The sequence below is a fragment of the Jeotgalibacillus aurantiacus genome (genome assembly GCF_020595125.1).
GTDB classification, from domain to species: Bacteria; Bacillota; Bacilli; order Bacillales; family Jeotgalibacillaceae; genus Jeotgalibacillus; species Jeotgalibacillus aurantiacus.
This window is the reverse complement of the sequence record NZ_JACNMS010000002.1, coordinates 597,144-609,564: the sequence shown is the minus strand read 5'-3', so window position 1 is coordinate 609,564 and position 12,421 is coordinate 597,144. Positions and strand designations below refer to the sequence as shown.

Genomic DNA, 12,421 nt, shown 5'->3' with positions numbered 1-12,421 from the left:
CTTTCGAATTTCGAAAAGCAGGTGGTATACTCAACATGGACTAATGCGGACTAAAGGAGTTTTCAACTATGTTTGTAAAACAAATCAACCTCCCTGCTATTCAGCCGTTTGCTTCTGAATACATAAAAGGAAATCATACAGCATTACAGCATTTTCATACAGATTATCAAAGTCAGACTGATTTCAAAAAAAGGGCAGAAAAAATCAGGTCCTTGAACTATGACCGGAAAGAACTTGTGCAATGTATAAGAAATTACATGAAACATTTCCCTTGCAGTTCCAAAACTGAGGAATCTCTTAGCCGGCTTGAAAAAGATGCGCTGGTTGTCATTGGTGGACAGCAGGCCGGATTACTGACAGGGCCACTGTATTCTATTCATAAGCTGATTTCAATTATTGTACTTGCAAAGCAGCAGGAGACAGAGCTAGGTGTACCCGTTGTACCCGTATTCTGGATTGCCGGAGAGGATCATGACTTTCTTGAAATCAATCATGTTTATACAGAAAAAGATGGGCAATTACAAAAGATCGGTTATCCGGAACGCACTGATAAGAAAATGGCTTCCTCTATTGTATTTGATCATTCAGAGATGAAAAGCTGGATCAGAAAAGTGTTTTCAGGATTCGGAGAAACAAAATATACATCTGTGCTCTTACAAAGACTTGAACAGACAGTGGACAATTGTAAAACGATCACTGATTTGTTTGCCTATATGGTGATGGATCTGTTTAAAGAAGAAGGTTTGCTCATCATAGATGCGGCAGATAGAGGCATGCGCTCTTTAGAGTCAGCTTTTTTTCAACAACTTATCAGAAACAGCGAATCCATCACAGAGTCAGTCTTGAAACAACAGGCGCTTTTAACTGATCAGGGCTTTAAGCCGTTGATTGAGCTTGACCCGCAAGCGGCTAATCTCTTCATCACGATCAACGATGAAAGACATCTGTTATTCAAAAGTGACGGCTTGTTCAAAGATAAAAATAACCAGATTTCACTCACAGAAGACGAGCTTCTTGAGATTGCGGAAACAGAGCCTGAAAGACTAAGTAACAATGTCGTAACACGTCCGCTTATGCAGGAGCATTTGTTTCCAACACTTGCTTTTATAGCAGGGCCTGGTGAGATTGCTTATTGGGCAGAGCTGAAGTGTGCATTTGAGAAAATGGAGCTGGATATGCCTATCGTTATGCCGCGTCTGACGATTACGCTGATGGAACGCAATATCAGTCAGCTGTTGGATGAATTTGAGATTTCTCACGAAGACGCTGTGAAAACCGGTGCGGTTAAGCAAAAAGAAGCTTACTGGCATCGTGTGAAAAATGAATCGCTCGATCTTGAAGTGGAGGATACGAGAAGGCTATTAGAGGATCAATACAAAAAGATCTCCGGTCTGAGTAAAGAAATGGATCCGAATTTTCATTTGATTATCGAGAAAAATCTGTCCTATCATTTAAAGCAGCTTGATTATCTGAAGCGGAAATCGGATGATTCAATCCGTTTAAGACATAACATCGAGTTGAATAAATTTGCACGGATTGATCAGTCGCTCCGGCCATTCGGTGGACCTCAGGAGAGAATATGGAACCTTTATTATTATCTGAATAAATATGGCCCGGATTTAAGTAAGGACCTGATGATAGCGGAGTACGAATTTAACCACCGTCACCACGTACTTTATATCTGAATTTAAACATAGTGGATAATAGAAGAAATTAATTTTCATTCATGCTGAAAAGGCTAAGCTCTGAAAGGAGTTTTGCCTTTTCTTTTTTTATTTTCAAAATAAATAGTTAGAAAATTCATAATTCGGTATTTGCATTTGTTACAGTTGTGTTATCATACAAGAAAGAAGTGGTTTGAAGTGGGGGATTGTGGTACATTTAGGTGGAGAGGTGGTAAGAGCAATGTTCATGGGGGAATATCAGCATTCGATTGATACAAAAGGGCGAATTATTATTCCCGCTAAATACCGTGAACATGTGCAGGACCTCTTCGTTGTGACACGTGGTCTGGATCAGTGTCTTTTTGGTTATCCGCTTGAAGAGTGGAAGCGCCTTGAAGAGAAGGTCAGATCTCTGCCAGTGACAAAAAAGGATGCCCGAGCCTTTGCCCGCTTCTTCTTTTCAGGAGCTGTTGAATGCGAGATTGACAAGCAGGGAAGAATAAACCTGCCAAAGAATTTACTTGATTACGCAAAAATAGAAAAAGAATGTATGATCATAGGGGTCTCAAGCAGAATTGAGATTTGGGGTAAGCCAGTATGGGAAGATTATCTGGAGGAATCTGAAGATTCATTTGCAGAAATCGCTGAAAATTTAATTGACTTTGATTTGTAGAAAGCGTTGAGGTGTATGGAATGTTTGATCACACAACTGTCCTTTTAAAAGAAACGGTTGACGGGTTGGCTATTAAACCCGATGGCATTTATGTTGACTGCACGCTTGGTGGAGCAGGACACAGTGAATATCTTTTGTCTCAATTATCAAAAGAAGGACACTTATTCTGTTTTGACCAGGATCAGACGGCGATCGATTATGCCAGAGAAAAATTAAAGAATTATGAAGGACAGGTAACCTTTATCCGCTCGAACTTCAGGTTTCTGAAGGAAGAACTGAATGCCCGCGGGATCGAACAGGTCGATGGCATTTTATATGACCTGGGTGTTTCATCTCCGCAGCTGGATACACCGGAAAGAGGATTCAGCTATCACCACGACGCACCACTTGATATGAGAATGGATCAGTCAGCCGGTTTAACAGCGAAAGAAGTCGTGAACGAATGGTCATTTGAAGATCTTGTCCGCATTTTTTACCGTTACGGGGAAGAAAAATTTTCAAAACAGATCGCCCGTAAAATCGAGGCGGCTAGAGAGAAAAAAACCATTGAAACAACAGGGGAATTAGTCGAATTAATTAAAGAAGGAATTCCGGCCCCGGCAAGACGAAAGGGTGGACATCCGGCAAAGCGGATTTTTCAGGCAATCAGAATTGCCGTGAACGATGAGCTTGGTGTAGTGGAGGATTCACTCGAACAGGCGATTGAGATCTTAAAACCTGGTGGAAGGATCAGTGTCATAACATTCCATTCCCTTGAGGATCGTATTTGCAAAACGATCTTTAAATCCGCCGCTCAAGGTCCTGAATTGCCTCCCGGATTACCTGTTGTACCGGATGAGTACAAACCGGTCTTATCTTTAATTACTAGAAAGCCGATCGTTGCAGGAGAAGAGGAACTTGAAAAAAATAACCGTTCCCGCTCTGCAAAATTACGGATCGCACAAAAGAACTAACATGCTGAATGGGGGAAACGTAAATGGTGAATACTGCAAGGCAGTCTGAGTATAAGCATCAGACAGGCCAGGTGAAAAAAGTCAAGATCACCAGAAAAAGAAGCTCTGCTTTTACATTGGGCGAAAAAATGATTGCCGTAATTTTTGCAGCTTTTGTATGTATTGCCAGTCTGCAAATTATTACGGTTCAAGCAGAAATCTACAGCACAAATAAAGATATTCAGGATCTTGAATCAACGATTGTCGCGCAGGAAAATGTTAATAACGATTTGACGATTCAAGTCAGCCAGATGAGTACATATGAGCGTGTCTGGGAAAAGGCCAAGGAACTCGGCTTAACATTAAATGAATCAAGCGTGAAGGTTGTCCAGCAGCCATGAGCCGTTATGAAAAGTTAAAACAAAATTGGGGAGCGTACCTGCTATTTTTAGTATTTGGTGCTCTCTTTTTTGTTCTTATGACACGGTTTCTGACGTTACAGATCACTGGAGAGGCTGAAGGGAGAGACCTGGCTGCTCAGGCGCAGGCACAATATGCGCGAGAACAGATTCTTGAAGCGGAAAGAGGCAGAATTCTTGATCGCAATGGAGAAGTGATTGCTGAAGATACACAGACCTACAAAATTGTTGCGGTTTTGGATGAAGAGCTCACAACAAACGAAAAAAATCCGAGACATGTTCAGGATCCTGAAAAAACGGCCCGGGTTCTATCACAATATCTGAATATGGAGCAGTCGGAGATACTTGAATTTCTGAGGCTTGACCGCAAACAGGTTGAATTTGGACCTGAAGGCAAAGACATTCCACTGGAAGTAAAGCAACAAATTGAAAGCGAAAATCTGCCAGGCATTATTTTTCTTCAGGATCTAAAAAGATTTTATCCGAACGGTATTTTTTCTTCCCACCTGATCGGTTTTGCCCAGCCGGAAACAACAGAGGATGGGATAGTTAAAACGACTGGACAGATGGGTATTGAGCGGAATCTGAACGATTACCTTGAAGGAAAAAATGGAAGTCTGAAATTTGAAATCGATGGGCGGGGTTATTTACTTCCTGACAGTGATGAAGCCATTAAAAAAGCTCAAAACGGGCATGATGTATATTTAACCCTAGATAAGAAAATTCAGACCTTTCTTGAAGATGCGATGACGACTGTTGAACAACAGCATGCACCTTCAAATATGTTTGGGATTGTAGCTGACGCCAAGACAGGAGAAATCCTTGCGATGTCACAGCGTCCCACATTTAACCCGGATACAAGAGAAGGCTTAAGTGACAACTGGTATAATCAGATTGTCGAAAGCACCTATGAGCCCGGCTCTACCTTTAAAACATTTACACTGGCAGCAGCCATTGAAGAGGGTGTTTTTAATCCGAATGAAACGTACCCATCCGGAACCTATGATGTGAATGGCGTTCCGATCCGTGACCATAATGGCGGTCAAGGCTGGGGAACGATCAGCTTCCTTGAAGGCTTTGAACGGTCTTCTAACACAGCTGTTGCCTATCTGCTTGAAAAAATGGGACCGGAAGCGTTCAGAAAACATATTGAAAACTTCGGATTTGGTAAGGAGACAGGCATTGATTTGCCAAACGAAGCACCGGGTAACATTCTTTATAACTACCCGATTGAAAAGGTAACAACCTCTTATGGTCAGGGTACAACTGTTACGCCGCTTCAGATGATTCAGGCTGAAACTGCCATTGCCGGAGACGGTACAATGAAGAGGCCTTATGTACTTGATAAAGTGGTAAATCCTGAAACAGGAGAGGCGGTCTATGAAGGTAAGCCTGAGGAAACCGGAAAGCCTGTTTCAGCAGAGACAGCTGAAAAAGTACGGGGATATCTTCAGTCTACTGTTACGAGTGAAACCGGAACGGGTCAGCCCTTTGCACTCCCGGGATATGATGTAGCAGGAAAATCCGGAACAGCCCAGATACCTGATCCTTCAAATGGTGGATATATGACCGGGCGTGAAAATTATATGTTTTCATTTATCGGCATGGCACCAGCAGATGATCCTGAGTTGATTGTGTATGTCGGAGTTCAGCAGCCGACAATGGCTAACACTGAAACAGGATCAATGATAGTATCCAAGGTCTGGAATCCGGTTATGCTGAACAGCTTAAAATATATGAACATTCAGCCGGCAGAGGGTGAGGCAGCTGATCCTGTTGAAATCAAAGACTACACCGGTCAACCCGCTGATAGAGCACAAGATGAACTCGAACAGCAGGGACTTCGTGTGACAGTCATTGGAAACGGCTCAACTGTTGAAAATCAATCCGTTAAAACAGGGCAGCTGATGGCTGGTGAAAGAATCACACTGCTCGCTGATGGTGAACTGACGGTTCCCGATTTTACCGGATGGTCAGTCCGTGACGTTGTAGAAGCTGCATCTCTTGCAGGTCTGAAACTCGATATGACAGGCTCAGGCTATGCGGTACAGCAAAACTTAACGCCAGGGGCAGTGATCAACGGGCAGGAACCATTGTCCGTTCAATTTGAAACACCATCAGAAGCAAGAACCAGAACACAGCAGCAGACTGAATCTCCTGACAGTGAAACGGGAGATGTGCAGGATTAAAACTTAACCAGACGTATTAAAGTAAACTGGTAATGTTATACAAAGTGAAACCTCCAAATTGGGGGTTTTTCTTTTTGCGTTTATCCTGATCGATTCATCAATCAGGATATTCAAAATTCCTTCATATCCTCAAAAAGCTGACTTAGAAGCGGAGGAATCCCCCCGGTGCGATTGAAAAACAGCTAACCATCAGTTGGCATTTAAAGCTACTTAGCTGTTCACTGTCCGGCTGCAGAAAAGCGGAGACGACTCGTCCAGCCGCGGTAAGCATAAGTTGAAGATGAAAACGCAGCTGACCTTCCCCCCGCGTTCATCCTTGACTTATAGCCTCAAGAGGTTAGTCGCCGCAGTGAGACAAAGGAAAGCGAAGGGGAAGTCCTGCCTGATTTTATATTTATAAAACATGCTCCTCGAAAGATTCCTGTATGTTCCTAAATTTCGAAACATACAATGAATGCATCATGATTTACAGGAGGGATCAGGTGAAACCCCCAGTCAGAACCATTAAGAAAAGGCTGGTTATCAGTCTTCTGCTCGTCAGTATGGCAGTGCTGATTATGGCTGTCAGGTTACTTTATGTACAAGTATTCCTGCACGATGAATTATATGAAAAAGCGATTGAAAGCTGGAGCAGAGAACTGCCTATGGAACCGGAAAGAGGGCGGATCTTTGATCGTCATGGAGAAGAGATTGTCATTAATCAGCTTGCCCCAAGTTTGTTTATTATTCCGAGACAAATAGAAGACCGGAAAAAGACGGCATTATTACTAAGCGAAGTTTTGAATATTTCCATCGAAAAAGCTGAGGAATTTGTTAATCGGAAAAGTTCCATAGAGAAGCTGCATCCGGAGGGAAGAAAGCTCAGTTTTCAACAGGTACGGAAAATTGAAGAGGCATCTCTCACAGGCGTCTACATTGCGGATGATTATAAGCGTTTCTATCCTCAGGGAAAGACGCTGGCGCACGTTCTTGGATTTATCGGGGTAGATAACAGAGGGTTGTCAGGTCTTGAGCTTATTCATGACGAAAAACTTTATGGACAGCAGGGAGCAGTTGAACTCTTTACAGATGCTAAGGGTAAAGAGATGAGTGATATGCCATCAACCTTCAAAAAAGCTTCCCCGGGGAATGACCTGCATTTAACAATTGATCTGCGTGTTCAAAAAATTGTGGAGAGAGAATTGAATAATGCGCAGGAAAAATATGACCCGGATCAGATTATTGCAATTGCCATGAATCCCAAAACCGGAGAGATTCTGGCGATTGCCGGGCGACCGGATTTTCATCCAAATGAATACCAGAAAGTAAAGCCAGAAGTATATAATCGAGTTCTTCCGATCTGGAGTACATATGAACCGGGTTCAACTTTTAAAATCATTACCCTGGCAGCGGCCCTTGAGGAAGGGAAAGTGGATCTCCTCGATGAGCACTTCTTTGACAGCGGACATGTTGAAATCGGTGGTGCTCATCTTCACTGCTGGCAACGGGAAGGACACGGACAGCAATCGTTTCTTGAAGTGGTGCAAAATTCCTGTAACCCCGGTTTTATAGAGCTCGGTAACAGACTGGGCAAAGATGTATTGTTTGATTATATTAAAAAATTCGGTTTTGGCAGTAAAACAGGTGTGGACCTTGCAGGTGAATCAGACGGAATTTTGTTTAAAGAAGAAAACGTTGGTCCTGTTGAACTGGCAACTACCGCATTCGGACAGGGTGTAGCAGTAACCCCTATTCAGCAAATTACAGCAGTTTCGGCTGCTATAAATGGAGGGATCGTGCCAGTCCCGGGTATTACAAAAAAATGGACAGATGGCAGCGGTGATATGGTAGAAGAAATACCTGTCAAGATGAAGCATAGGGTGATTTCAGAGGAAACATCAAAGAAAGTGAGGGAAGCGCTCGAAACCGTAGTAGCTCAAGGAACCGGCCGAGGGGCATTTGTTGATTCTTACAGAGTCGGGGGGAAAACGGGAACAGCTCAGAAAGTAAAAGATGGAAAGTATCTTAAAGATAATTATATTGTTTCGTTTATTGGGTTTGCACCAGCTGATGATCCGGAAATTATCGTTTATCTTGCTGTTGATCATCCGAAAAACACCGTTCAGTTTGGAGGGGTTGTGGCAGCCCCGGTCGTAGGTACGATTCTGGAGGAATCGCTGGCGGTTTTAAACGTTGAACCAAGAAAGGTCCAGGTGGAGAAAGAAATACGCTGGCTGGATCCGATAACGTATAAAGTACCTGATCTTAAAGGGAAAACAAAAAAAGAATTAAACAGCATGCTGATGCCATTAAAAGTTGAAATCAGCGGACAGGGTGAAAAGGTAACGGAGCAGAGCCCGCAACCGGGTGTTACTCTACCCGAGGGGTCCATTTTAAGAGTGTATCTTGATTGATTAGTTAGCACTTATGTTTTAATTAAGGTAAAATATCAGTAATAAAGAAGGGTGGAGGAGTTGGAAAAATGAGACTTTCTGAGCTGGCGGGATGTCTGCCGTTTTATGAGCGTAAAGGACCGGTTTCCGATCCGTTGATTGCCTCAATCTGTCATCATCACCGTGAAGTGACAGACGGTGCTCTGTTTATTGCCCTTAAAGGTGAAAATAGAAATGGCAACGAATTTGCGGAGCAGGCTGTAAAAATGGGAGCGGTGGCAGTTATGACGGATACCGACTTAGGTCTTGATATTCCGCAGATTATTGTCAGGTTTCCAAAACATGCAGCTGCCCAGCTTGCCAATGCCTATTATGGATATCCGAGTTTTTATATGAATATGATCGGTGTGACTGGAACAAACGGAAAAACAACGGTTTCACACATGCTTCAATCAGTGTTTGATCAGATTAACCAGAAAACAGGTATTATTGGAACGTTGTATATGAAACAGGGGGATGTGGAAAAAACCGCTGTCAATACTACACCTGACAGCCTTTTGCTGCAAAAAACCCTTTATGATTTTAAGCTCGATGGTGTTAAAACCGTTGTCATTGAAGCATCTTCCCATGGGCTGGTCCAGGGAAGATTATACGGATGTGACTTTGATATAGCTGTGTTTACTAATCTGACGCAGGATCATCTGGACTATCATAAAACAATGGAGCATTACAAATGGTCCAAGTCATTGTTATTTTCTCAACTTGGTCACACACACGTGAAAGGACTTCCTAAATTTGCAGTCATCAATGCAGATGATCCTTATGCCCAGGATATGATTCAGGCGACCTCTGCACATATTATTTCATATGGTATGTCCGAGACTGCTGACGTCTATGCTTCTGATGTGATATCAAGTCGTACCGGTACATCCTTCATCATCCATACGCCATACGAATCATTTCCAGTAACGATTAAGTTTGCCGGCGTATTTAATGTTTACAATGCTCTTGCCGCAGCCGCTGCAGGATTTGCAAAAAGAATTCCCGGATCATTAATCCGGCAGGGGCTTGAAAAACTGAATGGTGTACCAGGAAGGTTTGAGCTTGTACAGGGGCCTCACCCGTTTACCGTTATTATCGATTACGCCCATACGCCAGACAGTCTTGAAAATGTATTACGTGCCATCATCAAGATGAAGCCCAGAAAGATCCTCACTGTAGTCGGTTGCGGTGGCGACAGAGACAAAGGCAAGAGACCTTTAATGGCCAGGGTGGCTTGCGGGTACTCAAATGAGGTCATATTCACTTCGGATAATCCAAGAACTGAAAAGCCTGAGGATATTATCAGAGATATGGAAAGAGGAGTACCTGGGGAATCCTTTACTTCAATCATTGACAGAAAGTATGCAATCGAGCATGCTCTGAGCAAGGCGAGAGAAGGTGATGTGGTTTTAATAGCAGGAAAAGGGCATGAAAAAGTTCAAATAATCGGGTATGAGAAGAACGCATTTGATGATAAAGCTGTCGCGGAAGAAATTCTGAAAGCGATGGTGTAAGTCGGTGTCTGCTAATAAGGATTGAAAACACGTTGCCTTCCTTCTTCACAAAGAAGCGGGCAGGGTGTTTTTTTATGAGATTTAGTACGTATTGATTCATCACACCGATTTAAGAATCTATGATCTGGACTTGTCAGCAAATTGTAAAGAAAAAAACCTTTACCGGAACGGGATAGGCTACTATGATAAGATGGGGGAATCTTGAGCGTATTATTCAGCTTTTGTTACTGAATACATAAAGTTATTTATATTTAGGAGGAACAGTCATGTCAATATGGGCAGTAATTTTTGCAGCAGTTGCGGCGTTTGGATTATCCGCCGTTTCAGCCCCGTTTTTCATTCCGTATTTAAGGAAACTTAAATTTGGGCAGAGTATCCGTGAGGAAGGACCACAGTCCCACCAGAAAAAATCCGGTACCCCAACGATGGGTGGTCTGATTATTTTAACATCAATACTCATTGCTACTATTGTCATCAGTGCACTTTTTGATGCGCTGACCATTACGACGTTTTTATTGCTTTTTGTCACGATTACATTCGGTATTTTAGGATTTCTTGATGATTTTATAAAAGTGGTTATGAAACGTAATCTTGGTTTAACATCACTCCAGAAACTGATTGGTCAGATCTTCATCGCACTTGTTTTTTATTTTATTTTCAGAGCAAACGATTTTTCTTCGGTTATTACGATTCCATTTACCGAATTTGAATTAAATCTTGGTATTCTGTATGCCGGTTTTGTGATTTTCTGGCTTGTCGGCTTTTCTAACGCCGTTAATCTGACAGACGGTCTTGATGGACTTGTATCAGGTACAGCTGTTATTGCTTTTAGTGCCTTTACGTTGATTGCGTGGCAGCAGGAACAGCTTTCATTGGCTATTTTCTGTATGGCGGCGGTTGGTGCATTGTTAGGGTTTTTACTGTTTAATGCTCATCCTGCAAAAGTATTTATGGGGGATACGGGATCGCTCGCTCTAGGTGGTGCGATTGCCACTGTCAGCCTGATGGCCAAGCAGGAAGTATTGCTTCTGTTAATCGGAATTGTATTTGTATTAGAAACATTGTCGGTTATGATTCAGGTAACGTCATTTAAACTGACAGGAAAACGGGTATTCAAAATGAGTCCTCTTCATCACCATTTCGAGCTGACAGGATGGTCTGAATGGAAAGTGGTAACTGTTTTCTGGTCAGTGGGACTGATTGCAGGCATCGCCGGCACGCTGATTGGAGTGTTTGGATAATGAAAACGTATAAAGCATATGAAAACAAAAAAGTGCTGGTAGTTGGACTGGCTAAAAGTGGTGTAGCAGCTTCCCTCCTTCTTCATAAACTGGGGGCATTTGTTACTGTGAATGACTGGAAGCCTTTAAGTGAAAACAGGGAGGCACAATCTCTTTTAGATCAGGGAATCAAGGTGATCTGCGGCAGCCATCCGGTAGAACTGCTTGATGAGGGGTTTGAGCTGATTGTTAAAAACCCGGGAATTCCTTACAGTAACCCGCTGATTCAGGGAGCCATTGATAAAGGTCTGCCTGTAATTACAGAAGTGGAGCTTGCTTATCATATAAACGAATCAACGTTAATCGGTATTACCGGAACTAACGGTAAAACAACAACAACAACGCTCGTTCAGCAAATGATTGAACAGGATGGAAAGACATCATATGCAGCCGGAAACATCGGAACGGTAGCCTGTGAGGTGGCACAACTGGCAAAGGCGGAGGATTATATGGTTGTTGAATTATCCTCTTTCCAGCTGATGGGTATTCAATCATTCGCACCTCATATTGCGATCATCACAAATATTTATGAGGCTCACCTTGATTATCACCGATCTCTTCATGAATACGTGTCTGCTAAAGCAGCCATTACAAAAAATCAGACAGCCGCTGATTATCTGATCGTGAATCAGGACCAGCCTGAATTGATGGAGGCAGTCAGTGATACAAAGGCAACCGTCATTCCATTTTCCGTAACAGAGCCTTTGGAAAAGGGACTTTCTATTCACCAGGGTGCAATCTGCTATAACCTTGAACCGATTGCTAAATTAAGTGAAATCGTTCTCCCGGGCAGTCATAACCTTGAGAACATTCTCGCAGCTGCAGGTGCATCACTGCTGTCAGGCGTCTCCAAGGATAGTATTCAACAAGTACTTGCTGAGTTCGGAGGCGTGCGTCACCGTACTCAATTTGTCAGAGATTTCAACGGAGTGAAATATTATAATGATTCAAAAGCTACCAACACACTTGCAACTAAGAGTGCGTTGAATGCTTTTTCGGTTCCTACCATCTTATTATGCGGGGGTCTTGACAGAGGCAATGACTTTGACGACTTAATTCCTTATATGAAAAATGTGAAGGCTGCTATTGTTTTCGGAGAAACAGCAGCTAAAATGACTGATATGGCGAGCAGAGCAGGGGTTGAACTGATTAAAAAAGTGGAGGATGTAAAAGCAGCAGCGCTTGAGGCATCTGCTATTGCACAAAAAGGAGATATTGTTCTTTTATCACCTGCATGTGCAAGCTGGGATCAGTATCCTACATTCGAGGTCCGGGGTGACATATTTATCGAAACAGTGAATACGCTGTAAGGAGAGATAAATAAACCTGAGAGGAC

9 protein-coding genes are annotated in these 12,421 nt (G+C 42.8%); all 9 read left to right on the top strand.

The window, feature by feature from the left end; translation table 11 throughout:
- The first annotated feature begins 68 nt into the window (after positions 1–68).
- The 9 genes from bshC to murD all read left to right on the top strand — a co-directional run bounded on the left by bshC (position 69) and on the right by murD (position 12,395).
- Positions 69–1,685: a bacillithiol biosynthesis cysteine-adding enzyme BshC gene (gene bshC / locus H7968_RS07830; RefSeq protein WP_227395612.1), complete on the top strand. Its 1,617-nt coding sequence runs from the start codon at positions 69–71 to the stop codon at positions 1,683–1,685.
- Positions 1,686–1,905: 220 nt separating this feature from the next.
- Positions 1,906–2,337: a division/cell wall cluster transcriptional repressor MraZ gene (gene mraZ, locus H7968_RS07825; protein ID WP_134371999.1), complete on the top strand. Its 432-nt coding sequence runs from the start codon at positions 1,906–1,908 to the stop codon at positions 2,335–2,337.
- Between the two features lie 20 nt (positions 2,338–2,357).
- Entirely contained in the window at positions 2,358–3,290 is a 933-nt protein-coding gene (gene rsmH / locus H7968_RS07820; RefSeq protein ID WP_227395611.1) for a 16S rRNA (cytosine(1402)-N(4))-methyltransferase RsmH, read from the top strand.
- 23 nt (positions 3,291–3,313) lie between these two features.
- Positions 3,314–3,670, top strand: a complete 357-nt coding sequence (ftsL, locus tag H7968_RS07815) for a cell division protein FtsL (RefSeq protein ID WP_227395610.1) — start codon at positions 3,314–3,316, stop codon at positions 3,668–3,670.
- On the top strand, positions 3,667–5,877 hold the full coding sequence (locus H7968_RS07810; RefSeq protein WP_227395609.1) for a penicillin-binding protein: 2,211 nt from the start codon (positions 3,667–3,669) through the stop codon (positions 5,875–5,877). The genes ftsL and H7968_RS07810 overlap by 4 nt, the downstream gene beginning before the upstream one ends.
- Before the next feature lie 482 nt (positions 5,878–6,359).
- Positions 6,360–8,270, top strand: a complete 1,911-nt coding sequence (locus H7968_RS07805; RefSeq protein ID WP_227395608.1) for a stage V sporulation protein D — start codon at positions 6,360–6,362, stop codon at positions 8,268–8,270.
- Positions 8,271–8,338: 68 nt separating this feature from the next.
- Positions 8,339–9,805 (top strand): UDP-N-acetylmuramoyl-L-alanyl-D-glutamate--2,6-diaminopimelate ligase, encoded by a 1,467-nt coding sequence (locus tag H7968_RS07800; RefSeq protein WP_227395607.1) that lies wholly within the window; start codon positions 8,339–8,341, stop codon positions 9,803–9,805.
- Positions 9,806–10,071: 266 nt separating this feature from the next.
- The gene (mraY, locus tag H7968_RS07795) at positions 10,072–11,046 is read left to right on the top strand and encodes a phospho-N-acetylmuramoyl-pentapeptide-transferase (RefSeq protein WP_227395606.1); all 975 of its coding nucleotides are present in this window, start codon (positions 10,072–10,074) and stop codon (positions 11,044–11,046) included.
- Positions 11,046–12,395, top strand: coding sequence for a UDP-N-acetylmuramoyl-L-alanine--D-glutamate ligase (gene murD / locus H7968_RS07790; RefSeq protein ID WP_227395605.1), 1,350 nt, complete (start codon positions 11,046–11,048; stop codon positions 12,393–12,395). Before mraY ends, murD begins: the two co-directional genes overlap by 1 nt.
- The last annotated feature ends 26 nt before the right edge of the window (positions 12,396–12,421 follow it).

Coding starts and splice junctions, on each gene's coding strand:
- bshC (WP_227395612.1), top strand. CDS start 69: ATGTTTGTAAAACAAATCAACCTCCCTGCTATTCAGCCGTTTGCTTCT.
- mraZ (WP_134371999.1), top strand. CDS start 1,906: ATGTTCATGGGGGAATATCAGCATTCGATTGATACAAAAGGGCGAATT.
- rsmH (WP_227395611.1), top strand. CDS start 2,358: ATGTTTGATCACACAACTGTCCTTTTAAAAGAAACGGTTGACGGGTTG.
- ftsL (WP_227395610.1), top strand. CDS start 3,314: ATGGTGAATACTGCAAGGCAGTCTGAGTATAAGCATCAGACAGGCCAG.
- H7968_RS07810 (WP_227395609.1), top strand. CDS start 3,667: ATGAGCCGTTATGAAAAGTTAAAACAAAATTGGGGAGCGTACCTGCTA.
- H7968_RS07800 (WP_227395607.1), top strand. CDS start 8,339: ATGAGACTTTCTGAGCTGGCGGGATGTCTGCCGTTTTATGAGCGTAAA.
- mraY (WP_227395606.1), top strand. CDS start 10,072: ATGTCAATATGGGCAGTAATTTTTGCAGCAGTTGCGGCGTTTGGATTA.
- murD (WP_227395605.1), top strand. CDS start 11,046: ATGAAAACGTATAAAGCATATGAAAACAAAAAAGTGCTGGTAGTTGGA.